General features: G+C 70.7%; 22 protein-coding genes and 1 rRNA gene. 13 read left to right on the forward strand and 10 right to left on the reverse strand.

Annotation, left to right across the window (positions count from 1 at the left end; genetic code table 11):
* The first annotated feature begins 228 nt into the window (after positions 1 to 228).
* The 4 genes from pstS (at position 229) to pstB (ending at position 4,377) form a co-directional block, all read left to right on the forward strand.
* On the forward strand, positions 229 to 1,359 hold the full coding sequence (pstS, locus tag ACF1AL_RS37185; protein ID WP_366841462.1) for a phosphate ABC transporter substrate-binding protein PstS: 1,131 nt from the start codon (positions 229 to 231) through the stop codon (positions 1,357 to 1,359).
* A gap of 129 nt (positions 1,360 to 1,488) precedes the next feature.
* Complete coding sequence (gene pstC, locus ACF1AL_RS37190) at positions 1,489 to 2,496, forward strand: phosphate ABC transporter permease subunit PstC (protein ID WP_366841463.1); 1,008 nt, start codon at positions 1,489 to 1,491, stop codon at positions 2,494 to 2,496.
* The gene (gene pstA, locus ACF1AL_RS37195; protein WP_384212710.1) at positions 2,493 to 3,560 is read left to right on the forward strand and encodes a phosphate ABC transporter permease PstA; all 1,068 of its coding nucleotides are present in this window, start codon (positions 2,493 to 2,495) and stop codon (positions 3,558 to 3,560) included. Before pstC ends, pstA begins: the two co-directional genes overlap by 4 nt.
* Before the next feature lie 40 nt (positions 3,561 to 3,600).
* Positions 3,601 to 4,377 (forward strand): phosphate ABC transporter ATP-binding protein PstB, encoded by a 777-nt coding sequence (pstB, locus tag ACF1AL_RS37200; protein ID WP_366841465.1) that lies wholly within the window; start codon positions 3,601 to 3,603, stop codon positions 4,375 to 4,377.
* A 191-nt stretch (positions 4,378 to 4,568) separates the two neighbouring features.
* On the opposite strand, the gene ACF1AL_RS37205 is transcribed toward pstB, so the two are convergent.
* Positions 4,569 to 5,567 (reverse strand): inorganic phosphate transporter, encoded by a 999-nt coding sequence (locus ACF1AL_RS37205; RefSeq protein WP_366841466.1) that lies wholly within the window; start codon positions 5,565 to 5,567, stop codon positions 4,569 to 4,571.
* Between the two features lie 7 nt (positions 5,568 to 5,574).
* The gene (locus ACF1AL_RS37210; RefSeq protein ID WP_103782764.1) at positions 5,575 to 6,195 is read right to left on the reverse strand and encodes a DUF47 domain-containing protein; all 621 of its coding nucleotides are present in this window, start codon (positions 6,193 to 6,195) and stop codon (positions 5,575 to 5,577) included.
* A 233-nt stretch (positions 6,196 to 6,428) separates the two neighbouring features.
* Here ACF1AL_RS37210 and ACF1AL_RS37215 point away from each other — a divergent pair, with 233 nt between their 5' ends.
* A complete protein-coding gene (locus tag ACF1AL_RS37215) occupies positions 6,429 to 6,806 on the forward strand; it encodes a metal-sensitive transcriptional regulator (RefSeq protein ID WP_386586322.1) in 378 nt (125 codons plus the stop codon).
* A 44-nt stretch (positions 6,807 to 6,850) separates the two neighbouring features.
* Here ACF1AL_RS37215 and ACF1AL_RS37220 read toward each other — a convergent pair whose 3' ends face one another.
* Positions 6,851 to 7,018: a hypothetical protein gene (locus ACF1AL_RS37220; RefSeq protein WP_366841468.1), complete on the reverse strand. Its 168-nt coding sequence runs from the start codon at positions 7,016 to 7,018 to the stop codon at positions 6,851 to 6,853.
* Positions 7,019 to 7,186: 168 nt separating this feature from the next.
* Entirely contained in the window at positions 7,187 to 8,035 is an 849-nt protein-coding gene (locus ACF1AL_RS37225) for a hypothetical protein (RefSeq protein WP_391702535.1), read from the reverse strand.
* A 673-nt stretch (positions 8,036 to 8,708) separates the two neighbouring features.
* Here ACF1AL_RS37225 and ACF1AL_RS37230 point away from each other — a divergent pair.
* Positions 8,709 to 10,271 carry an FAD-binding oxidoreductase gene (locus ACF1AL_RS37230; protein WP_391828700.1) on the forward strand — a complete coding sequence of 521 codons (1,563 nt, stop codon included), beginning with the start codon at positions 8,709 to 8,711 and terminating at the stop codon, positions 10,269 to 10,271.
* A gap of 148 nt (positions 10,272 to 10,419) precedes the next feature.
* Here ACF1AL_RS37230 and ACF1AL_RS37235 read toward each other — a convergent pair whose 3' ends face one another.
* The 4 genes from ACF1AL_RS37235 to ACF1AL_RS37250 all read right to left on the reverse strand — a co-directional run bounded on the left by ACF1AL_RS37235 (position 10,420) and on the right by ACF1AL_RS37250 (position 14,696).
* Positions 10,420 to 11,127 carry a phosphatase PAP2 family protein gene (locus tag ACF1AL_RS37235; RefSeq protein ID WP_366841472.1) on the reverse strand — a complete coding sequence of 236 codons (708 nt, stop codon included), beginning with the start codon at positions 11,125 to 11,127 and terminating at the stop codon, positions 10,420 to 10,422.
* A 243-nt stretch (positions 11,128 to 11,370) separates the two neighbouring features.
* A complete protein-coding gene (locus tag ACF1AL_RS37240) occupies positions 11,371 to 12,378 on the reverse strand; it encodes a bifunctional lytic transglycosylase/C40 family peptidase (RefSeq protein WP_366841473.1) in 1,008 nt (335 codons plus the stop codon).
* 264 nt (positions 12,379 to 12,642) lie between these two features.
* On the reverse strand, positions 12,643 to 13,413 hold the full coding sequence (locus ACF1AL_RS37245; protein WP_391702527.1) for a trypsin-like peptidase domain-containing protein: 771 nt from the start codon (positions 13,411 to 13,413) through the stop codon (positions 12,643 to 12,645).
* A 374-nt stretch (positions 13,414 to 13,787) separates the two neighbouring features.
* Entirely contained in the window at positions 13,788 to 14,696 is a 909-nt protein-coding gene (locus ACF1AL_RS37250) for an oxidoreductase (RefSeq protein WP_391702524.1), read from the reverse strand.
* 89 nt (positions 14,697 to 14,785) lie between these two features.
* On the opposite strand from ACF1AL_RS37250, the gene ACF1AL_RS37255 reads away from it, so the two are divergent.
* The 7 genes from ACF1AL_RS37255 to ACF1AL_RS37285 all read left to right on the forward strand — a co-directional run bounded on the left by ACF1AL_RS37255 (position 14,786) and on the right by ACF1AL_RS37285 (position 23,103).
* Positions 14,786 to 15,382 (forward strand): TetR/AcrR family transcriptional regulator, encoded by a 597-nt coding sequence (locus ACF1AL_RS37255; protein ID WP_391821872.1) that lies wholly within the window; start codon positions 14,786 to 14,788, stop codon positions 15,380 to 15,382.
* Between the two features lie 430 nt (positions 15,383 to 15,812).
* On the forward strand, positions 15,813 to 16,121 hold the full coding sequence (locus ACF1AL_RS37260) for a hypothetical protein (protein ID WP_014673544.1): 309 nt from the start codon (positions 15,813 to 15,815) through the stop codon (positions 16,119 to 16,121).
* 234 nt (positions 16,122 to 16,355) lie between these two features.
* Positions 16,356 to 17,192 carry a hypothetical protein gene (locus ACF1AL_RS37265; RefSeq protein WP_391828702.1) on the forward strand — a complete coding sequence of 279 codons (837 nt, stop codon included), beginning with the start codon at positions 16,356 to 16,358 and terminating at the stop codon, positions 17,190 to 17,192.
* Entirely contained in the window at positions 17,182 to 18,534 is a 1,353-nt protein-coding gene (locus ACF1AL_RS37270) for a hypothetical protein (protein WP_391781237.1), read from the forward strand. The genes ACF1AL_RS37265 and ACF1AL_RS37270 overlap by 11 nt, the downstream gene beginning before the upstream one ends.
* Positions 18,531 to 20,087, forward strand: a complete 1,557-nt coding sequence (locus tag ACF1AL_RS37275) for an SCO6880 family protein (protein WP_366841479.1) — start codon at positions 18,531 to 18,533, stop codon at positions 20,085 to 20,087. Before ACF1AL_RS37270 ends, ACF1AL_RS37275 begins: the two co-directional genes overlap by 4 nt.
* 14 nt (positions 20,088 to 20,101) lie before the next feature.
* Positions 20,102 to 21,523, forward strand: coding sequence for an ATP-binding protein (locus tag ACF1AL_RS37280; protein ID WP_366841480.1), 1,422 nt, complete (start codon positions 20,102 to 20,104; stop codon positions 21,521 to 21,523).
* A 20-nt stretch (positions 21,524 to 21,543) separates the two neighbouring features.
* Positions 21,544 to 23,103, forward strand: coding sequence for a type VI secretion protein (locus ACF1AL_RS37285; protein WP_391828704.1), 1,560 nt, complete (start codon positions 21,544 to 21,546; stop codon positions 23,101 to 23,103).
* Between the two features lie 18 nt (positions 23,104 to 23,121).
* Here ACF1AL_RS37285 and ACF1AL_RS37290 read toward each other — a convergent pair whose 3' ends face one another.
* Together ACF1AL_RS37290 and rrf are read right to left on the reverse strand one after the other, a co-directional pair.
* Positions 23,122 to 23,667: a GNAT family N-acetyltransferase gene (locus ACF1AL_RS37290; RefSeq protein WP_391821876.1), complete on the reverse strand. Its 546-nt coding sequence runs from the start codon at positions 23,665 to 23,667 to the stop codon at positions 23,122 to 23,124.
* Positions 23,668 to 23,733: 66 nt separating this feature from the next.
* Positions 23,734 to 23,820 (reverse strand): 5S ribosomal RNA (gene rrf, locus ACF1AL_RS37295); the annotation flags it as partial.

Below are 23,820 nucleotides of genomic sequence, written 5' to 3' on the forward strand. Positions count from 1 at the left end.
ATCGGCCCGTGTCCTCGACGTAAGCGTTCCGTGACCTAACCACACCGTCCCCAGGGGTTCACCCCGCGTTCATTCACGCCCTTCGGCGGCTTCACCTGATCTGCCTAATTTCGGCCTTACCCGGTGCGGACGCGTTGGGGGACGTGTCCGCCCCGCCCGGACTTCGCAGCAATCAGACTTCGCACGCCGCCGAATCAGGACGGCGGCTCCTGGAAGGACATTCCTCAAGTGAAGCTTCAGCGCATGAACCGGCGGGCCCTCGCCCTCGGCGCACTCGCCGTCTCCGGCGCCCTGGCCCTCACGGCGTGCGGTTCCGACGACACCGGCAGCAAGTCGAGCGGCGGTGGCTCCTCGACGTCCGCCGCGGCGGGCAACATCAAGTGCGACGACGCCAAGGGTCAGCTGCAGGCATCCGGCTCCACCGCGCAGAAGAACGCGATCGACGCCTGGGTGAAGCAGTTCTCGCAGGCCTGCTCCGGCGTGCAGGTCAACTACAACCCGACCGGCTCCGGCGCCGGCATCACCGCCTTCCTGCAGGGCCAGACCGCGTTCGCCGGTTCGGACTCCGCGCTGAAGCCCGAGCAGGTCACCGAGTCCAAGAAGGTCTGCTCCGGCGGCCAGGCCATCGACCTGCCCATGGTCGGCGGCCCGATCGCGGTCGGCTACAACGTGCCGGGCGTCGACAGCCTCGTGCTGGACGCCTCCACGATCGCCAAGATCTTCGATGGCAAGATCACCAACTGGAACGACAAGGCGATCGCGGCGCTCAACCCGAACGCCAAGCTGCCCGACCTCAAGATCCAGGCGTTCCACCGCTCGGACGAGTCCGGCACCACCGACAACTTCACCAAGTACCTGATCAGCCAGGCCAAGGCCGACTGGCCGTACTCCGGCGGCAAGGCCTGGCAGGCCAAGGGCGGCCAGGCGGCGCAGGGCTCCTCCGGCCTCGCGGCGCAGGTCAAGCAGACCGCCGGCGCGATCTCGTACTTCGAGCTGTCCTACGCCGCCGACGGCATCAAGACCGTCGACCTGAAGACCGCCGCTCCCGAGCCCGCCAAGGCCACCGCGGAGAACGCCTCCAAGGCGATCGCCTCCGCCAAGGTCGCCGGCACCGGCCAGGACCTGGCTCTGAAGCTGAACTACAACCCGACCGAGGCCGGCGCCTACCCGCTGACCCTGGTCACCTACGAGATCGTCTGCGACAAGGGCAACAAGGCCGACACTCTCCCCGGCACCAAGGCGTTCCTGCGCTACATCGCCTCCGAGGACGGCCAGAAGATCCTGTCCCAGAACTCCTACGCCCCCATCCCCGACGAGATCATCGCCAAGGTCCGCACCACCATCGAGGGCCTGAGCTAAGCGAGTGTGCGGCCCGGTTCCCCTGGGAGCCGGGCCGCACCGTCCGGTGCACCGCCGCCCGGGGCCGCCCACGCGTGACGACCCCACCGAGCCGCCCCTGACCAGCGGCTCCGCAGACCGGAGAACCCGATGAACATATCGACGCAGACGACCGACGCTCCTCCCCCCACGCCCGAGCCGCCCGCCGCCGAGCACAAGCGCGCCGCGCGCGGCGCCACCCGCCCCGGCGACCGGGTCTTCCTCGGCCTGTCCCGCGGTTCCGGCATCTTCCTGCTGGTGATCATGGCCGCCATCGCGGTCTTCCTCACCTACCGCGCGTCCATCGCCATCAGCAAGGACGACGGCAACTTCCTCACCACGTTCGACTGGAACACCAACGTCAACCCGCCGGTCTTCGGCATCGCGGTGCTGGCCTTCGGCACGGTGGTCTCCTCGATCATCGCCATGGCCCTCGCGGTCCCGGTCGCGGTCGGCATCGCGCTGTTCCTCACCCACTACGCCCCCCGCCGGCTGAGCGGTCCCATCGCGTACGTGATCGACCTGCTCGCCGCGGTGCCGTCCATCGTGTACGGCCTGTGGGGCGCCCTGATCCTGGTCCCGCACCTCAGCGGCCTGTACGGCTGGCTGGACGACTACCTGGGCTGGACGGGGATCTTCTCCTGGCAGGGCGGCGCCGCGCGCTCCCTGCTCACCGTGGGCATCCTGCTCGCGATCATGATTCTTCCGATCATCACCAACGTCAGCCGTGAGGTCTTCCGGCAGACGCCGCTGATGCACCAGGAGGCGGCCCTCGCCCTCGGCGCCACGCGCTGGGAGGTCATCCGGATGTCGGTGCTGCCCTTCGGCCGCTCCGGCGTGATCTCCGCCTCGATGCTCGGCCTCGGCCGCGCGCTCGGCGAGACGATGGCCGTGGCCACGGTGCTCTCCCCGACCTTCGAGATCAAGGCCAGCCTGCTGGACCCGGGCGGCGGCACGTTCGCCCAGAACATCGCCAGCAAGTTCAGCGAGGCCACCGAGCTGGGCCAGGACGCGCTGATCGCCTCCGGTCTGGTCCTGTTCGTGATCACCCTGCTGGTCAACGGCGCGGCGCGCATGATCATCAACCGCCGCAAGGAGTACTCGGGGGCCAACGCATGAGCACCGCAGCCGTCGCAACCGACAAGCACCGCAGCGCGCTGCAGGGCGCCCGACTGCCCAAGTGGTCCCCGTGGGCGTTCGCGGCCGGCTCACTGGCCGTGGCCGTGGGCATCGGCCTGGCCGCCGGCCTGGACAGCAAGGTCCAGTGGGGCCTGATCGCCGCGATCCTGTTCGTGCTGAGCACCTTCACGATCTCGGCCCGCGTCGAGGGCCGCCGCCAGGCCAAGGACCGCATCGCGACCGCCCTGGTCTGGGTGTGCTTCCTGCTCGCCGTCATCCCGCTGGCGTCGCTGATCTGGGCGACCGTCGTCCGCGGCATCAAGGTCCTGAACGTCTACTTCCTCACCCACTCGATGGGCGTGGTCGCCGACACCGAACCCGGCGGCGGCATCTACCACGCCATCCTCGGCACCCTGGAGCAGGTGGGCCTGGCCTCCCTGATCTCCGTGCCGGTCGGTGTCCTCACCGCGATCTACCTGGTCGAGTACGGACGCGGCAAGCTCGCCACGGCCGTCACCTTCTTCGTCGACGTCATGACGGGCATCCCGTCGATCGTCGCCGGCCTGTTCGTCCTCAGCTTCTGGATCCTCATCCTGGACATGGGCTACTCCGGCTTCGCCGGGTCGCTCGCGCTGTCGATCCTCATGATGCCCGTGATCGTGCGCTCCACCGAGGAGATGCTCAAGCTCGTCCCGAACGAGCTGCGCGAGGCCTCCCTCGCCCTGGGCGTGCCCAAGTGGCGCACCATCCTCAAGGTGGTCCTGCCGACGTCGATCGGCGGCATCACCACCGGTGTGATGCTCGCCATCGCGCGTATCACCGGTGAGACCGCCCCGGTGCTGCTGCTGGTGTGGAAGACGAGCTTCATCAACAGCAACCCGTTCCAGGATCCGCAGGCCTCGCTGCCGCTGTACATCTACCAGCAGTACGCGAACAGCTCCGGCGCCAACGCGGCCTACGACCGCGCCTGGGCGGCGGCGCTCACCCTGATCGCCTTCGTGATGATCCTCAACCTGGTGGCCCGCGGCATCGCCCGCTGGAAGTCCCCGAAGACCGGTCGCTGACAGCGGCCAACAGCGACCGAAGAAGAGAAGTGACGTAATCATGGCCAAGCGAATCGACGTCAGCGGACTGTCCGCCTACTACGGCAACCACCGCGCGATCGAGGACATCTCGATGACCATCGAGCCCCGCTCGGTGACCGCGTTCATCGGCCCCTCGGGCTGCGGCAAGTCGACGTTCCTGCGCACCCTGAACCGTATGCACGAGGTCACCCCGGGCGGCCGCGTCGAAGGCAAGGTGATGCTGGACGACGAGGACCTGTACGGCTCCGGGGTCGACCCGGTCGCGGTGCGCCGCGAGGTCGGCATGGTCTTCCAGCGCCCGAACCCCTTCCCCACCATGTCGATCTTCGACAACGTGGCGGCGGGCCTGCGCCTGAACGGGAACTACAAGAAGAGCGAGCTGAGCGACATCGTCGAGAAGTCGCTCCGGGGCGCCAACCTCTGGAACGAGGTCAAGGACCGCCTGAACAAGCCCGGCTCCGGCCTGTCCGGCGGCCAGCAGCAGCGTCTGTGCATCGCCCGCGCGATCGCGGTCGAGCCGAAGGTGCTGCTGATGGACGAGCCCTGCTCGGCGCTGGACCCGATCTCCACCCTCGCCATCGAGGACCTGATCGGGGAGCTGAAGGAGCGCTTCACGATCGTCATCGTGACGCACAACATGCAGCAGGCCGCCCGTGTCTCGGACCGCACGGCCTTCTTCAACCTGGCGGCGGTCGGCCAGCCCGGCCGGCTGATCGAGATCGACGACACGGAGCGCATCTTCTCCAACCCGTCGGTGCAGGCGACCGAGGACTACATCTCCGGCCGCTTCGGCTGAGCCGCCCCGCGACTGGTCGGCCCCCGCGCCGAGCAGCCGCCCGCGACTGACCGGCACCGCGCCGGGCAGCCGCCCGAACCCCTCGCGGTGCTGCATGGCGGTGCCACCGCGAGGCACCAAAAGGGCCCGCCCCCTGGCTCCCGGGGGGCGGGCCCGTTGGTGTGCACGGCGCCTGGCGCCGGCCGGCGTCGCTACAGGGCGACCAATTTCACGACGTAGAACACCGCGGCCGCGACGAGACCCGCCGCCGGCATGGTGATGAACCAGCCGAGCACGATGTTCTTGGCGACGCCCCAGCGCACGGCGTTCACCCGCTTCGTGGCGCCCACACCCATGATCGCCGAGGTGATGACATGGGTCGTGGAGATCGGCGCCTTGAAGATGAAGGCGGTGGTGAACATGATCGACGCGCCGGTCGCCTCCGCCGCGAACCCCTGCGGCGGGTCCAGCTCGATGATCTTGCGGCCCAGGGTGCGCATGATCCGCCAGCCACCGGCGTACGTGCCCAGGGACAGCATCACGGCGCAGACGAGCTTGACCCACACCGGGATCGGGTCGCCGAACGTCTCGTGGCCGGAAATGACCAGGGCCAGGACGACGACACCCATCGTCTTCTGCGCGTCCTGCAGACCGTGGCCGAGGGCCATGCCGGCGGCCGAGACGGTCTGGGCGATGCGGAAGCCCCGCTTGGCCTTGTGCGGGTTGGACCGGCGGAACAGCCACATGATCGCCGTCATGACCAGGTAGCCGACGATCAGACCGACGACCGGGGACAGGAACATCGGGATGACGATCTTGTCCAGGACGCCGTTCCACAGCACCTCGGTGCCGCCCGCCAGCGCCGCGCCCACCATGCCGCCGAACAGCGCGTGGGACGAGGAGGACGGCAGGCCGTAGTACCAGGTGACCAGGTTCCAGACGATCGCGCCGACCAGCGCCGAGAAGAGGATGGCCATTCCGGTCGAGCCGCTCGGCGTCTCGATCAGGCCCTCACTGACGGTCTTGGCGACGCCCGACCCCAGGAAGGCCCCCGCGAGGTTCATCACCGCGGCCATCGCCAGGGCCGCCCGCGGGGTGAGCGCGCGGGTAGAGACCGAGGTGGCGATCGCGTTGGCGGAGTCGTGGAAGCCGTTGGTGTACGTGAAGAAGAGCGCGACCGCGATGGTCACGACCAGAGCGAAGGTGTCCATGAAGGGGTCAGGACTCCTTGACGGCGATGGTCTCCACCGTGTTCGCCACGTGCTCGAAGGCGTCCGCCGCCTCCTCCAGCACATCCACGATCTGCTTGAGCTTGAGCACCTCGATCGCGTCGTACTTGCCGTTGAAGAGATGGGCAAGCAGCTTGCGGTGGATCTGGTCGGCCTGGTTCTCGAGGCGGTTGACCTCGATCCAGTACTCGGTCAGGTTCTGCATCGTCCGCAGGTTCGGCATGGCCTCCGCGGTGAGCTCGGCGGCCCGCGCCAGCACCTCGATCTGCTGTTCGACGCCCTTGGGGAGCTCCTCGACGTTGTAGAGGACGACCAGGTCGACGGCCTCCTCCATGAAGTCCATGATGTCGTCGAGGGAGGAGGCGAGGGAGTAGATGTCCTCGCGGTCGAACGGCGTGATGAACGAGGAGTTCAGCTGGTGGAAGATCGCGTGTGTCGCGTCGTCGCCCGCGTGTTCCGCGGCCCGCATACGCTCTGCGATCTCGGCCCGGGCGGAAGCGTCCGCCCCGAGCAGTTCCATCAGGAGTTTCGAGCCGGTGACGATGTTGTCCGCGGACGCGGCGAACATGTCGTAGAAGCTCGTCTCCCTGGGGGTCAGACGAAAGCGCACGTGGGGTCCTCGGGATGCATCGGTTTCGGTCAGGCTGATGCTAGGCGCATCATCCGGCCACGGCTAACGGGCCGCCTCCCAGTGTCGCCCATCGGGGAGACTGGTCGGCACGGGGGCATCCGCGGCCGCATCCCCTTCTACCCGGCAAACTTCGTTACCATATACCCACCCGGGGTATATGGCCGTATTCTGGACACGGGTCGGCACACTTGTCAGCACACTGGGAGGACGCGATGACGACCACCGAGGCCGGCGCGGGGGCGCCCTCCGCAGCGGAGACGGACGCCACGGCGACGGCGCCGGACGTGGTGACCGACCACGACCGCGGCGTGCACGGCTACCACCACCAGAAGGCCGAGCACCTCAAGCGGCTGCGCCGGATCGAGGGCCAGATCCGCGGTCTGCAGCGGCTGGTCGACGAGGACGTCTACTGCATCGACATACTCACGCAGGTCTCCGCCTCCACCAAGGCGCTGCAGTCCTTCGCCCTGCAACTGCTGGAGGAGCACCTGCGGCACTGCGTCGCCGACGCGGCCGTCAAGGGCGGCGACGAGATCGACGCGAAGGTGAAGGAAGCCACCCAGGCCATCGCCCGCATGCTGCGCACCTGAGCCCCTGGGCATCCGAGCCCCTCAGCACTGAGCCCGGGCCGGGCTCACTCGCCGCGGGCGGCACGCTCCTCGGCCACGCGCAGCACCTCGTCGATGCTCTCCATGCTCAGCCGCTCCCGGGCGGCCGAGGCGGCGATGATCAGCTCGCAGCACAGCTCTATCTCGGCGAGGGCCACATGGTCCTGAACCGCCGTACCGCCGAGCGGAGCCACGAGCCTCACCTCATCTCTGCCGTCACCGGCTTCCTAGAGTAGGGAGCGGCCCATGGCCCGCGCATGGCACGGAAGGGCTAGTCCTCGGCCACCGGGCACCGTTTCGGCCATACGGCACGGGCCATGCCGGACCCACCACCCGGGCCACACCCGCCCGGCCCGCCCGGACTACTCGGCGATCCGCCCGGCGTAGATGTCCGCGCGCTGCGGCAGCCGTACGGCGACGGGGGCCCCGAAGTCGTACAGCAGCGTCGTCGAGGCGACCGCCACGGCGTCCTTCTTCTGCCCGTTGACGAAGCTGAACCGGTGCCGGATCTTGCGGATGCGGCCCTCGTCGTCGAGGTAGACGTCGAACGGCACCAGCGCGGTGGCGAACCCTTTCGCCGCCGCGCCCAGCGTTTCCCGCCCGGCGGGGGCGGAGGCGCTGCGCGCGGCCACCGTGAGATCGGCGGTCCCCCGGTAGTGCCGCACCGGCGTCCCGGCGACCTCGGTCCGCCCCAGGTACGTCGCGGTCCGCGTCCCGCGCAGCACCTCGGCGGCGGCGTACGGATCGGTCGCGCCGCCGGTGACGAGGTTGCCGTCGGAGACCTGGGCGCTCTCCACCCGCACCCACTTGTCGGCGGGCACCCCCGCGCCGCGGTTCTTCATGAACAGCGCCCCGGGCGCGAGCAGCTCGGTGATGGGCCGGTGCTCGCTGCTGCCCGCCGGGTCCTGCGGCAGGACGACCCTCAACTCCCCCAGCCGGCGCCGGAAGTCGTACACGCCCTCCCCGCGGATCGTCACGCGGGTCCCTCCGGTCGCCATCTCCATGGCCGTACGCGCCTTGGAGCTGCCGGCCGCCGCCAGCCGGTCCGCGGACTTCCGCAGCATCCCGACCACGTCGCCCTCGCCGCGCGCGTCCTCGGCGGCGGCCCCGCGGCCGGAACACCCGGCGGCACCGGCGCACACGCACACCATGACCCCGGCCGTGGCGAGTGCCCCGCCTGCGCGCCGCCGGCGCTGCCGCCGCTGTGCCATCGCTGCCTACCCCCAGCCGGTACGTCCGTCACGGGCCGCCTGTCTGCCCCGTTAACGACGGGTAGCTGTGGCCGTCACGCCCGCACGGCCAAGGGACGGGCCCACACCTAACGGTCCGTTAACCCGCGCCCGATACGGTGGAGAGGTGACCCAGCAGGACGGCTCCCCGGCACCGGAACCGGAACACCGCACGACCACCGTCGAGCAAGGCCGCTTCTGCCTGGCCCGCTGCACCTGCGGCTGGCGCGGCCCGGCCCGCCGAGCCCGAAGCCAGGCCAGAACAGACGCAGAAACCCACACCCACACCCTCTGACGGCCCCCGGCGTAACCGCGGGCAGTCACGCGGCGCAGCTGCGGGCAGTCGTACCGCTGGGGCGGCGCCCGCCCAGTCATGCGCAGCTGCGGGCAGTCGTACCGCTGGGGCGGCACGGGTGGGCGCTGGGGGTACCCCCTGCACGTAGTGCTTGGGGGAGGCACCCCGCACCGCCGGGCAGCGCACCCCACGGCGTTCACCACAACCCCGGGCACCCTGCACCGCAGGGCACGGCACCCCACGGCGTACACCGCACCGCCGGGCCCCCGCACCGCAGGCCACCGCACCCCGGTTCATGGAACCCCGCGCTCCCCCACCCCGTCCCCACCCACAGAACCCCACGGGACGGAGACCAGAGACATGGACCGGCGCACCTTCCTCGGCGGCACCGCGGCCGCCACGGTCACCGCAGTGACCACAGCCGCCTGCACCCCCACAGCCACCGGCACCGCCAAAGCAACCGGCACCGCCAAAACCACCCCCACCACACTCCCCCCGCTGAAGACCGCCTCCGCCGCCACCCCCCTCACCGCCCTCGCCCGCGACCTCGACGGCCCCCTAGTCCGCCCCGGCGAAGCCGCCTGGCCCGCCGCCCACCAGCTGTACAACACCCGCTTCGACACCCTGAAGCCCACCGCCGTCGCCTACGTCGCGCACGCCGACGACATCCGCACCACCCTCGCCTTCGCCCGCGCCCACCACCTCACCGTCGCGATCCGCAACGGCGGCCACTCCTACGCCGGCTGGTCCTCCGGCGACAACCGCCTGATCCTCGACGTCTCGAAGCTGAACAAGGTCCGCGCGTCCGGCACCACGGCAGTGGTGGGCGCCGGCGCCAAGCTCATCGACGTCTACCGCGCCCTGGCGGCGAAGGGCGCGACGATACCCGCCGGCTCCTGCCCCACCGTCGGCGTCTCCGGTCTCACCCTCGGCGGCGGCCACGGCGTGGTCTCCCGCGCCTACGGCCTGACCTGCGACAGCCTCACCGCCGCCACGCTCGTCACGGCCGACGGCCGGCAGCTCACCGCCGACGCGAAGAACCACCCCGAGCTGTTCTGGGCGCTGCGCGGCGCCGGCAACGGCAACTTCGGCGTCGTCACCGAGCTGCACTTCCGCACCCACCCCGCCCCGCAGGCGGTCACCGCGTACCTGAGCTGGCCCTGGTCGAAGGCGGCCGCGGTGGTGCAGGCGTGGCAGGAGTGGGGCCCGTCCCAGCCCGACGAGATCTGGTCGTCGCTGCACCTGGCGAACGACACGGGCGGCACCCCGACCGTCACGGTCTCCGCGTTCTCCCTCGGCACGTACGGCGAGCTGAAGAACGCCGTCGACCGCCTCGCGCACGCCGCCAAGGCCGACGCCACCAGCGTCTCGCTGCGCCGCCGCTCCTACGAGGAGGCGATGGAGATCTACGCCGGCTGCTCGGCCTTCTCCGCCGACGCGCAGTGCCATCTGCCGGGCGCGACACCGGGCCGCTCCCCGCAGGGCCTGCTGCACCGCGAGACGTACGCGGCCCGCTCGGACTTCTTCGACCGTTCCCTGTCGCAGGCCGGAATCCAGACCCTGCTCGCGCAGATCAAGGCGGTGCGGGGCGGTACCGGCAGCTTCGCGCTGACCGCGCTCGGCGGTGCGGTGAACCGCGTCTCCCCGACGGCGACGGCGTTCGTGCACCGCCGTTCCCGCATGCTGGCGCAGTACATCGCGGCCTGGCGGGCGGGCACCCCGGGCACGGCGGCCCAGTCGTGGCTGACGACCGCCCACGGCGCGATGCGCCCGTACGCGTCCGGCGCGGCGTACCAGAACTACACGGACCCCACGCTGCGGAACTGGCGCACGGCCTACTACGGCGACGCGGCGGCCCGCCTGGCGCAGGTGAAGAGGACCTACGACCCGAACCGCTTCTTCACCTTCCCGCAGGCCCTGTAGGAGACCAGGCCCGGTAAGACCAGCCGCGGTCAGACCAGGCCCGGTAAGAGACCAGCCCAGTAAGAGACCAGCCCGGTAAGAGACCACGGCACCGGACGAGACCGCAGGCCCTGCGAAGGACCGTCCCGCGGGCCCGGCCGGCGCCCGTTCAGGCGGCGAGGTCGCGTTCCTCCGCGTCGGCCCGCCGCTCGCTGCGGGCGCCCGGGATGAGCGCCTCCCGCCCCGCGGCCTCGTGCCGCCGGGACCGGATCAGCCAGCCGGCCTTCGAGCGCTCCACGGCCTTGGCGAGCGGCGTGAGCAGCGCACCGGCCAGGGGGGAGAGCAGCAGCGCCACGGCCGTACCGAGGGCGAAGCCGCCGACGACGTCGGTCGGGTAGTGCACGCCCATGTAGACGCGGCAGAACCCTTCGAGGAGGGCGAGCCCGATCCCCACCAGCCCGAAGCGGCGATTGGCGACGAACAGGGCGACGCCCATCGCCATGGTGAGGGTGGCGTGGTCGCTGACGAAGGAGAAGTCGTTCTTCCCGGAGACGAGGACGTCGAGGCCCTGGTGGTCGTTGAAGGGTCTCGGCCGCTGGACGAAGCCGCGGATCGGCACGTTGACGAGGACGGCGACACCGGCGGCGAGCGGCGCCCACACCAGCGCGGCCACGGACGAGGCGGCGTTCTCGCCGCCGCGGCGCCGCACGGTCCACCAGCACCACAGCACGAGCAGCACCATGGCGAGCAGCAGCCCGTACTCGCCGACGAACTCCATGACCCGGTCGAACCAGTGCGGGGCGTCCTTGGCCAGGCCGTTGATGTCGTAGAGCAGGTCGACGTCGGGGTTCGACCCGGATTCGGCGAGTCCAGCCATCGTGCTGCGGCCCCTTCGTCGTTGTCCCGGGCGCACCTCGCGTGCGCCGCTTGCTGCCACCCCCGTGGATGTAGATCCGCTTACGTCGGACGTCGTCCCTCGTGGTCGTCAGTCGTCTGCCCGGCTACGTCAACAGGAACGCACGACCCCCGTTGATACGTTCCACCCTCCACCGAATGATCACGCAGACGTTATCGAAGAGAGACTCATCACCCCAGCTCAGGGGGTGGGTTCACGGAGCGTTCACACCGCGGTGGGGAGCGCTTTCGCGCCATCTTCGGTGACCCGGGTGGCGCCGAAGTAGTCCTTGGTGTCGATCGGGTCGAACCGGATGACGGCACCCGTGCGGGGCGCGTCGATCATGTACCCGCCGCCCACGTAGATGCCGACGTGGTGAATGGCCCGCGAGTCGGTGGGGTCGTTCGAGAAGAACACCAGATCCCCCGGCAGCAGTTCGTCCCGCTTGGGGTGCGGCCCGGCGTTGTACTGGTCGTTGGCGACCCGTGGCAGCTTGATCCCGACACTGTCGTACGCGGCCTGGGTCAGACCCGAGCAGTCGAAGCGTCCGCCCTGCTCAGGCGTGCCCTCACCGCCCCACAGATAGGGCGTGCCGAGCTTCTTCTGCGCGAAGTAGATGGCACCGGCGGCCTGTTTGGACGGGTCGAGCCGGCTGACCGGCGCGGCGAAGCTGTCCTCCAGCGTGGTGATCGTCTTCACGTAGTTCTGGGTCTCCTTGTACGGCGGCACGCCCCCGTACTTGATGACCGCGTACGCGCCCGCGTTGTAGGCGGCGAGCATGTTGTGCGTGGCGTTCCCGGGCACGTCCTTGACGTACTTGGCCAGTTCGCAGTCGTACGACGCGGCCGACGGAATCGCGTCATTCGGGTCCCAGATGTCGCGGTCGCCGTCCCCGTCCCCGTCGATGCCGTGCGTCGCCCAGGTGCCGGGGATGAACTGCGCGATGCCGAGCGCCTTCGCCGGGCTCCTCGCGCCGGGGTTGAACCCGCTCTCCTGGTAGAGCTGGGCGGCGAGCAGCGCCGGGTTGAGCGCCGGGCACAGCGTGCCCCACTTCTGCACCAGTGCCTGGTACGCCGCGGGCACCGCCCCCTTGGCCAGGGCCCGCCCGGCGCCGCCGACGCCGTTCATGAGGTTGCCCGCGATGACGTACACCCCGACGACGAGCAGCAGCACGAAGCTCAGTCCCGCCGCGGCGACGCCACCCGCCCAGAGCCACGCCTTACGCACCGTCAACCGCCCCTCACCGCCCGCGAGTCCGCCCGCGCCAGTTTAGGAGCTTCCCCCCAGGAATCCGGTGCAACCGAAGCTCTGATAATCGGTCGGACCGCTTTTGACGTGATACAGCACCACGGTCCACTTCCCGGCGTCGTTCAGGACGGGGATCGCGCCGTGGGCCGAGCCCGGGTAGCGGGCCGTGAAGTCGTCTCGGCGCACACTCGCCGATGCCGTGCGCCGCCTCAGCGCGCGCCCGTCGCGACCCGGTAGGACCCCGCCGAGTCAGTGTGCGCCCGTCGCGTCCCGGTACGCCTCCGCCGCCTCCGCGCCCAGCACGACGCTGTAGGACACGTCGTCGGTGTCGCCGCCGTCCTCGTGGCCGCCGAGGACGCCCACGACCCGCCCCAGCCGGTCGACCCACGGGCTGCCGCTCGTGCCGCTGCTGAAGCCGGGACAGTTGATGCGCTGCTGCGTGGGGCTGTGCCGCACCGGCTTGTTGGTGCACACCACCGGCGCCTCCTGGTCGTCCGGGTACCCGGTGACCGTGACCGTGCTCGCCCCGGTCGCCGTACCGGTGACGAACCGGTTCGCCCCGACGACGTCCTCCACGTTCCTGCCGCCCTGCCGCCCGAGCACCGCGAACGCCACGTCGCTGTCCTCGCTGCGCCCGTCCGACCAGCCGTCGGGCAGCAGCATCCGCTGCACCGGCCACACGCCGTAGGGCGTCTTGCCGTACCGGTAGCCCGGCACGAACACCACGTCGCCGTCGCCCTCGTCGCTCAGGCAGTGCGCGGCGGTGACGACGAGGTCGCGGTGCGGGCTGTGCACCACGGAGGCGGTGCAGAAGTGCCCGCCTTCCCAGTCCGAGCCGTCGGCGTGGAAGAGCGCCCCGATCCGGGCGCTCGGCGGCGTGGGCAGGGCCCGCACGGTCACCCCGAGCGGCCGGGGCCAGGTCCGCGCGGCGGCGCCGGAGCACGACCCACCGGCCAGCAGCACGAGCACACAGAACAGCGCGCGCCGGCGGGGGCCCACAGAGCGTGAGGTGCGCTTCATCGCGGACAACTGTGACGGACGAAGGTGAGAGAAACGTCAGACGCGCCGTACCGGCGGCTCACCGCGACGCGGCCGCGGCGGCGCCCCGGGTGCGTCCACCGCGCCGCCGGCACCGACCACGGGACCGACCAGGACACCGTCCATGACAGGGCTGCCTCCGTCCTCCACCTACGACGACCGACCGACCACCGACCGACGAGCACCAACGAACACCGACGAACACCGGCGAGCCGCCGGACAGCACGGCACACACCACACACGGGCCGAACGGCCCCCGCACCTCGCGCACCCGTTCGGCTCCAGCAGCCCCCAACCTACGACGCGGGTCCTCGCGGCGACACCCGTACGGCGCCACCCCGGTGAAAAGGCGGTGCTCAGGCCCCGGCGACCGCCGCGGGGAAGCTGACGCCCGTCAGCTCCTCCGACACCGTCCACAGGCGCCGGGCAGCCACCGGATCGCTCGCCGCCGCCGAGCGGCCCACCAGGGTCGGGGCGCCGCGCAGTTCGCCGAAGCCGTCGGGGCCGACGTAGCTCGCGCCCGGCAGGTCGGCCACCGCCGCGTACAGCGTCGGCAGGGCGCCGGCCCGGTCGTCCTGCGCGAAGAGGCGGTTACCGAGCTGCATCAGCACCCGGGTCACCGGGTTCGCCGCATGGCTCTGCAGGTTGGTCGCGGCGTAACCCGGGTGGACCGCGAGGGCGCGCACCGGGGAGCCGGCCTCGGACAGCCGGCGCTGGAGCTCCAGCGTGAAGAGCAGGTTGGCCAGCTTGGACTGGGCGTAGGCGCGCTGCGGGGTGTAGCCCCGCGCCAGGTTCAGGTCGTCGAAGTGGATGGCGGCCCCGGGCCAGCGGTGCGCGCCGGACGCCACGGTCACCACCCGGTCGGTGACGTGCGGGAGCAGCAGGTTGGTCAGGGCGAAGTGCCCCAGGTGGTTGGTGCCGAACTGGGTCTCGAAGCCGTCCTTGGTCCGTCCCTTGGGCACCATCATCACGCCGGCGTTGTTGACCAGCAGGTCCAGCGGCCCCTCCCAGCCGGCCGCGAACTCCTTCACCGAGGCCAGGTCGGCCAGGTCCAGGCGGCGCACCTCGGTGCTGCCGCGCACGGCGGCGGCCGCGGCCCGGCCCCGCCCCTCGTCCCGTACGGCGAGGACGACATGGGCTCCGGCCCCGGCCAGCGCGCTCGCGGCCACCAGGCCGATGCCGCTGTTGGCGCCGGTCACCACGGCCGTGCGCCCGCTCAGGTCCGGAAGCTCGGACACGTTCCACTTGCTCTGCCTGTCAGCCATGGCTCCAATGTAGGCATCGACAACAATGCTGTCAATGACAACAATGCTGGCGCCGTCAACAATGCTGATGGTGTCTACATCGGGATACGATGGTCCGCATGCCCGCGACCCGCCCCTACCACCACGGAGATCTGCGCGCCGCCCTCCTCAAGAGCGCCGAACGCACCCTCCGCGACAAGGGCGTCGCCGCACTCTCCCTGCGGGAACTGGCCCGCGACGTCGGCGTCAGCCACGCCGCCCCGGGCCGGCACTTCAAGGACAAGCAGGCACTCCTCGACGCCCTCGCCCTCACCGGCTACGAACGGCTCATCCAGGCCCTGCGCGCCGCCGACGCCACCGAGCGCCCCCTGCCGGAACGTCTCACCTCACTGGCCCGCGCCTACCTCGGCTTCGCCATCGACAACCCGCAGCTGCTGGAGCTGATGTTCGCCCGCAAACACGAGCCGGACGCCCAGCTCGCCGACGCCGTCGAACGCTCCATCGGCTCCCTCACCCACCTGGTGGCCGACGCCCAGGGCCGCGGCGAACTGGTCGCGGGCGACCCCGAGCGCATCACCATGGTCATGGCCGCGAGCCTGCACGGCCTCGCCGCCCTCGTCGCCAGCTGCGCGCTCCCCGCCCAGGAGGCCCTCGACGGCCTGGACGACCACGTCCACCACCTCCTGAACGGCCTCGCCCCGCGCTGACCGGCCCTGGGCGGGCGGCCCCTCCGCTCGCTGATCGCCCGTCCGGGGTGGACGACCTTCACTCGCTGACCCTCCGTCACCGAGCCCGCGGCGCACGGCCCCCGCACCGCCCCTTGCCCCGGCCGGGGATAGCCTTCACCCTCGGAACACCGGCACGAGCGCTCACCCGATCAGCCGTCAGAAACGGCCCAGGTCACAAGAGGGCACAACGACAGAACCACACGACTGGTTCCGCACCGGCGTCATTGCCCGCGGTGACCTGCCGTGATACACAGAGTGACGATACGACCCTTCGCAAGGTGTTCGTACGAAACCCGCCAACGAATGACGCCAAGTCGACATACGACAGCGGCATCGTCGGCGAGAATGAGGCCTGACCTCTGCACACCGCAGGGGACTGCGGAACTACCCAACAGGGGCGGTGACTTACATGCTCTTTGCGGCCGACAAGGGAGACATCAACACCATCATCGGCGGGATCGCTCCGGACTGGGGCCCCTTCGGCAGCCTGGGCAACGAAGCCAAGGTGATGATCGAGGTGGTGATGGCCGTCGCCATCCTCCTCTGCCTGGGCATCGCCGTCTGGGGCGCCGCCAAGCAGCGTATCGGCGCCACCGCCCTGCGCGACACCTTCAGCGCCGAACAGGGCAAGGGACTCATCATCGCCGGGCTCACCGGGGTATTCATCATCGGCTCCCTCGGCACGCTGTTCACCATCGTGTACGGCATGGCCGTGTAACCAGCCGCCTGACGAACCCCACCCGTCCCGTCGTCCTCCCGGAACCCCCCGTCCTCCCCGGGCACGCCCGGTCCGTCCCACCCACCCGCCCGTCGTGCCCACCGGCTGAGGTTGCGTTTCCCTGATGTCGAGTCACCACACCGCGCCCGCGCGGGAACCAGCACGGCTACCGTCGTACTTCTACGCGTTCCGGTACGAGGTGTTCTTGAACGACGTCGAGGGGGCGTACGCGGCATGAGTCTCGGGGACGAGCACGACGCGACCACCGGCGGCTACGGCGGAAGCGGCCAGACCCGCACACGGCTGCCGGAACCCTCCGGCGACCCCTACGGCGGGGCGCACCGGCCCGGCCGCCGCACCTCCTCCCGGAGCCTGGTCACGGTCGTCGGGGTGGTGGTCCTGCTCATCGCGGCCATCGCCTTCGCCAACCGCGGCAACGACGGAACGCCGTCCGACACGACGACGGCGAACAAGCCGAAGGCGGCGGCCACGGCCCCGACGGGGACGAAGCCGGTGCAGTCGAAGACCTGGGGCATCCCCACGGGCTTCGCCCACGACCAGCAGGGGGTGCAGTCGGCGGCGGCGAACTTCGCGGTGACGCTGGGCTCGACCGACATGTTCCACACGGACACCCGGCACTTCCTCCTCGAGGCCCTGTACACGCCAGAGGCCGCAGCCAAGCTCCAGGGCCCCATGGACGCGGCCTACTCGGCCGACTTCCTCGACAAGCTGGGGCTCGACCAGGACGGCAACGCGCCGGCCGGGAGCACGTTCGTCTCCCGTGTGGTCCCGGTGGGAACCACCGTGCAGCAGTACAACGGCAACACCGCCAGAGTCGATGTCTGGTACATGGGACTGATCGGCATGGCCGGCGAGAAGTCCACGGACCCGGTCAAGTCGACCTGGAAGACCTGGACCTTCGACCTGCAGTGGACGGGCAAGGACTGGAAGATCGTCACGGACACTCAGAAGGACGGCCCCGCCCCGGTCCCCGGCGACGACAAGGCCGCCTCATCCGACGAGATCAGCAAGGCCATCCAGGAGTACGGAGGGTTCACGTATGCCCGGTAACCCGCACCGCGTGCTCAGGCTCGCCGGGATCGTGACGGCCGTACAGACGACCGCCGTGCTGCTGGCCACCCGCGCCGTCGCCGCACCGAGCCCGTCCCCCACGCCGTCGCCGAGCGCGAGCAACAACCCCTGCGATCTGATCGTCGGCGAGGCCAAGAAGTACTGCGAAAAAGGCAACGCCCCCGCCCGCAACGGCGCCGTCACCCCCGACCCCACCGCCACCCTCGACCCCCTCTCCTCGCTCGCGAAGGGCTGTGCCGACGCCGCGTCCTGGACCGTCGACAAGCTCAGCGCGGCCGTGAAGGAGACGGCGAACGTCGACTTCACCAACCAGAAGTTCCTCCAGCAGTACGCCGTCGTCTTCGCCGCGTCGACGATCCTCACGCTCCTGCTCTGGCTACTGGCCGTGGCCAAGCGAGCCGTCCGCGGCGTACCCCTGTCCACCGCCATCTCCGAAGCCGTCGGCTTCCTCTGGCTCACCGTGCTCGCCTCGGCGTTCACCCCGCTGATCCTCTACACCGTCGTCTCCGCCGCCGACGGCGTCAGCGACGTCCTCGCCCGGACCACCGGCGACCAGGCCGACACCTTCTTCGGCACGTTCTCCGGCGCCCTGAAGAAGGGCGAGAACATCGGCGGCGGTCCGATCATGCTGATCGTCGTCTCCCTGGTCAGCATCCTCGCCGCCGGCGTCCTGTGGCTGGAACTCGTCATCCGCGCCGCCCTGCTCTACGTCGGCGCCCTGCTCGGCACGGTCGTCTACTCCGGCCTCGTCGACAAGAACCTGTGGGGCCACGTCCGCCGCTGGGCGGGCATCATGATCGCCGTCATCCTGGTGAAGCCGGTCATCGTGATCGTCCTCGGCCTCGCCGGCGCCCTGTCCTCCGGCAACGGCCCCGACGCCTTCTCCGCCGTCGTCTCCGGCCTGGCGATCATCCTGCTCGCCATCTTCGCCTCGGCGATGATCTACCGCTTCGTCCCCGGCTTCGGCGACGAGATCGTCAACTCCCGCAACAACCGCATCATGCAGGGCGCCGAGAACAAGGCCGCCGCCGTCATCAGCTCCCCGGCCTCCCTCGTCGCCCAGGGCATCAAGACGCACAGCACCCGCGCCGACAGCAACGGCGGCGGCCAGGCCCCCGCGTCCGCCTCCAGCACTCCCCGCCAGGCCAACCCCGCCTCCGGCGGCGTCGCCGCGCACAGCGCGCGCACCTCGACCGGTGGTGGCGGCGGATCTGTCCCCTCCGCCGCTCCCCCGCCCCGCTCGAGCAGCCCCGTCAACACCCCGCACGCCAGCAACACCCGCAACAGCAGTACCAATCGCACGGGAGGTGAAGGGCGTTGACGACCGAGTCCCACGTGTCCCATCCGGTCACGCCCCGCCGTACATACCTGATCGGCCGCGCCCGGCCGAACGCCATCGTCGGCCGCAACCGCGAGTCCGGCGAGATCGCGCTGATCATCATCGGCGCGTTCCTCGGCATGATGTGCGGGCTCCTCGTCCCCGTCCTGTCCCTGCGCATCGTGCTGCTCATGGGCTTCCCGCTGCTCGCGCTGGCCGCGGTCTACGTGCCGTACAAGCGCCGCACGTTCTACAAGTGGTTCGAGATCAACCGCAGCTACAAGCGCACCCTGAAGCGCGGCGCCACCTACCGCTCCGGCGCCGTCGAGGCCGGCACCCGGCTCGACGGCCGGGAGGTCGAGATCGGCCCGCCCCCGGGCATCGGCCGCATCACCTGGCTCGCCGCCCCGTTCGGCCCCGACGAGATCGCCGTCCTGCTGCACGCCGACCGCAGAACCGTCACCGCGGCCATCGAGATCGAGGGCCCCGGCGTCGGCCTGCGCGACAGCGAGGACCAGGAAGCCCTCGTCGACCGCTTCGGCACCCTGCTCAAGCACGTCGCCAACGGCGACGGCTTCGTCACCCGGCTGCAGATGCTCGCCCGCACCCTGCCCGCCGACCCCGACGCCCACGCCAAGGACGTCGCCGTCCGCGGCGACGACAAGGCACCGGGATGGCTGCAGCACTCCTACGACCAGCTGCTGTCCATGGTCTCCACCTCCAGCGAGCAGCACCGCGCCTACCTCGTCGCCTGCATGCACTACACCCGCGAGCTGGCCGCCGAGGCCAACACCATGGCCCGCGCCGCCCGCGCGCACGGCGCCAAGGTCGACCGCGACGCCGGCCTCGCCGTCGTCATGGCCCGCGAGCTCACCGACATCTGCTCGCGCCTGCAGGAGGCCGACATCCGCGTCCGCCAGCCCCTCGGCCAGGGCCGGCTCGCCTCCCTGATCCACTCCATGTACGACCCCGACCACCCCATCGACCACATCCAGGCCATGACCAAGCGCAACGCCTGGCCGGCCGAGCTGGACGCCCGCGAGCCCACCTTCCTGCAGGCCAAGACCCGCGAGTCCTCCACCCGCGCCCCCTGGTGCCACGCGACCGCCTGGATCAAGGAGTGGCCGATGACCCCGGTCGGCGTGAACTTCCTCGCCCCGCTCCTCGTCCACACCCCCGACGTCATCCGGACCGTGGCCGTCACGATGGACCTCGAACCCACCGAGGTCGCCATCGAGCGCATGCTGACGGAGAAGACCAACGACGTCGCCGAGGCCTCCCGCGCCGCCAAGATGAACCGCACCGTCGACCCGCGGGACATCGCCGCGCACAACCGCCTCGACCAGCGCGGCGAGGACCTCGCCAGCGGCGCCGCCGGAGTGAACCTGGTCGGCTACATCACCGTGTCGTCCCGCTCCCCGGAGGCACTCGCCCGCGACAAGCGCACCATAAGGGCCTCGGCCGGAAAGTCGTATCTGAAGCTGGAGTGGTGCGACCGCGAGCACCACCGCGCCTTCGTGAACACACTTCCGTTCGCCACCGGCATCCGAAGGTAGGGGCTGATTCGCCGATGCGGGATCCGCTGTCCGTCCTCACCGACGCATTCACCTCCTTCCTCTTCGGGAAGGTCGAGACGCAACGGCTGCCCGTGCGCACCTCCACGGGCCAGGCCCAGGCGGTCTACCTGCCGACCGCCGCCCCGGGTCTCGGCGACTCCGGCGTCATCATCGGCCGCGAGGTCTACTCCGGAAAGGGCTACATCTACGACCCGTTCCAGCTCTACGGCCAGCAGCTTCCGGCGCCGCACTGGCTCGTCCTCGGCGAGTCCGGCAACGGCAAGTCGGCGCTGGAGAAGACGTACGTCCTGCGCCAGCTGCGCTTCAAGGACCGCCAGGTCGTCGTCCTGGACGCCCAGGGCGAGGACGGCGTCGGCGAGTGGAACCTCATCGCGCAGGAGCTGGGGATAACTCCCATCCGCCTGGACCCGATGGCCGCCCTGGACCACGGCATCCGCCTCAACCCGCTGGACCCGGCGATCACCACCACCGGCCAGCTGGCGCTGCTGCGCACCATCATCGAGGTGGCGATGGGCCACGGCCTCGACGAGCGCTCCGGCTTCGCTCTCAAGGTCGCCCACTCCTACGTCAACGAGACCATCGTCGACCGCCAGCCCGTCCTGACCGACATCGTCGAGCAACTGCGCCACCCCGAGCCCGAGTCCGCCGAGGCGATGAACGTCGCCATAGACGACGTACGGGCGTGGGGCCTGGACGTCGCCCTGGTCCTGGACCGCCTGGTCGACGGTGACCTGCGCGGCATGTTCGACGGTCCCACGACCGTCGGCATCGACCTGGACGCCCCCCTGATCGTCTTCGACCTCTCCCACATCGACCGCAACTCCATCGCCATGCCGATCCTGATGGCGATCGTCGGAGTCTGGCTCGAGCACACCTGGATCCGCCCGGACCGCAAGAAGCGCATCTTCCTCGTCGAAGAGGCCTGGCACATCATCAACAGCCCCTTCGTGGCGCAGCTGTTCCAGCGCCTGCTGAAGTTCGGCCGCCGGCTCGGCCTGTCCTTCGTCGCGGTCGTCCACCACCTGTCCGACGTCGTCGACGGCGCGGCCGCGAAGGAGGCGGCGGCGATCCTGAAGATGGCCTCGACCAGGACCATCTACGCCCAGAAGGCCGACGAGGCCCGCGCCACGGGCCGGGTGCTGGGCCTGCCGCGCTGGGCGGTCGAGATCATCCCGACGCTCACCCCCGGCATCGCGGTCTGGGACGTCAACGGCAACGTCCAGGTCGTCAAACACCTGATCACCGAAGCCGAACGCCCCCTGGTCTTCACCGACCGGGCCATGACCGAGTCCTCCAGCGACCTCTCGGACGACGCCCTGCGCGCCGCCGAGCTGGAGGCCGAGGAACGGGCGGCGGCGTTCATGGAGCAGCACCTGGCCGAGGTGGACGGCTCGTCCGAGTCGACGGTGGCCTAGGCGGGCGGGGAAGGGAAGTCATGAGACCGGGCGACGACCGCGGCCGCGACGGCCGCCCCGACGGCCAGGGCGGCATCCCCGACGGGCTGCTGATCGGCATACTCGCGTTCCTGCTCGGCATGACGCTGCTGGTGTGGACGGCCACGGGTCTGGCCGGCCTGTTCTCCCACGGCGCCTGGCCCACGGCGGTCACCTTCACCCGCACGCCCCTGGCGATGCGCCACCTGATCGGACAGCCCCACGACATCCCCGGCGCCTGGCCCGACACCCCCGCCGGCGAACTGTCCGGCTACGGCCTCTTCTGGGGCCTGTTCATCGGCCAGCTGATGGTGCTGCTCGTCCTGACGGTCTTCGTCATGGGCACGGTGGCCCGCTGGCGCGCGGGCCGCATGCGCCGCCGGGCGGCGGAGAGGGAACGGGCCGCGCATCCGGAACCCCGTGAGGTGCCAGTGGCGCCCTCGCAGTCAGACGCCCGCGAGGTGCCCGCCCCGCGGGCCGAGCCGGAGCAGCCGGACCTGCTGCGCCCGGCCGAACCGCGGCCCGAGCCCGCCACCGCGGTGGGCGCCGGCGCCCCGGCGTCAGGGAGCACCCCAGTGTCAGGGGGCGCCCCGGTGTCAGGCGGCGCTCAGGCCGGCGGCTCGGACGCTCCTCGCCCCCAGAGCCCGCTGCACTACGCCACCCGGGAGGACCGCCAGGCGACCGCCACCCAGGCCGTACGGGACGCCGAGGGCCCCGCCCTCGTCGTCACCTCCAACCCCCGGCTCTGGCAGGACACCAAGGACGCCCGCGCCAAACTGGGCCCCACGCACCTCTACGACCCCACGCACCTGTGCGACACCCCGTCCCGCCTCCACTGGTCCCCCACCAGCGGCTGCGAGGACAACCGCACCGCCAAGGAGAGAGCCGCCGCGCTCCTCACCCCGGTCCGCCCGACGTCCCGCCTCGACCAGGCCGTCAGCGACACCGCGGAAACCCTGCTGCGCAGCTATCTGCACGCCGCCGCCGTCGACGGCCGCACCGTCCGCCACGTCCACCGCTGGTCCCAGGGCATCCAGATCCAGGACGCCGTCCGCATCCTCCGTACGAGCCCCAAGGCCGCCGCCGGCTCCGCGGGTGAACTGGAAGCCGCGCTCACCGGCCACCCCGACCGCCGCGACATGGCTCAGGAACTCCTCACCCGCGCTCTGTCCGCCCTGTCCACGGTCAACATCCGCGAGGCATGCACCCCGAACCGAAATGATGCCCTCGCCTTGGATTCCTTCGTCCACGAAGCGGGCACGCTTTATGTGGTGGGTGAATCCATCGAGGACCCCAGGACCGACCCGGGTGCGATGCCCCTCCTGACGGCCCTCGTCTCGAGCGTGGTCGAGCACGGCCGGCGCATGGCCGAACGGTCATCCTCCGGTCGGCTCGACCCACCATTCACCCTCGTCCTGGACGACGTCGCCGCCGTGGCCCCCCTGCCCCAGCTCCCCGAGCTGCTCGCCGGCGGAGCCGACCGGGGCCTGCCGACCCTGGCCCTGCTCCGCTCCCGCGAACAGGCCCGCTCCCGCTGGCCGCACGACGAACTGCCGGTGTGATCCGGTGGGGTACGCCCGTCAGCCCCGCTCGATCACGAACTCCAGCTCCGACTGACCGGGCGCGTCCGCCAAGGGGACGGTCAGCCCGGTCGGCACGAAGCCCACCTTGCGGTAGAAAGCCTGAGCCCGCCGGTTCTCCTCGTGCACGATGAGCCGCACCCGCTTCAGCCCGATCCCCCAGGCCCACTCCAGGGCGGCGTCGAACAGCTCCTTGGTCAGCCCTGACCCACGGTGCTCCGGCCGCACGTAGACGCCCACGACGTGCCCCTGACGGCGCTCCACCGGGAAGCCCGCCCAGTCCGTCGTCCCGGGCTCCTCGACCAGTACGGTGGCCGACCCGACCCACCGCCCGTCCGCCACCTCGGCGACGAACTGCCGCGCCCCCTCGGCCCCTTCGCCGGCACCGGCCGCCCGCCCCTCCCAGAACGAGTCGGGTCGCTCCACCGCCTGCTCATAGGTCTCGAGAAAGGCCAGATGGGCCAGGGGATCCCGCAACGAGGCAAGCCGCAACTCCTTCACGGCCCGCCACTCCTCGGCGCGAACGGGTCTGATCACGTAGTCCATGCAGGCAATGTACGGCAAACGCAAAAAGGGCCCACGCCATATGGCGTGGGCCCTTTTTCAAGAATTGTTCGGCGGCGTCCTACTCTCCCACAGGGTCCCCCCTGCAGTACCATCGGCGCTGTAAGGCTTAGCTTCCGGGTTCGGAATGTAACC

It is taken from the genome of Streptomyces sp. NPDC014801, assembly GCF_043082085.1.
Taxonomy (GTDB): domain Bacteria; phylum Actinomycetota; class Actinomycetes; order Streptomycetales; family Streptomycetaceae; genus Streptomyces.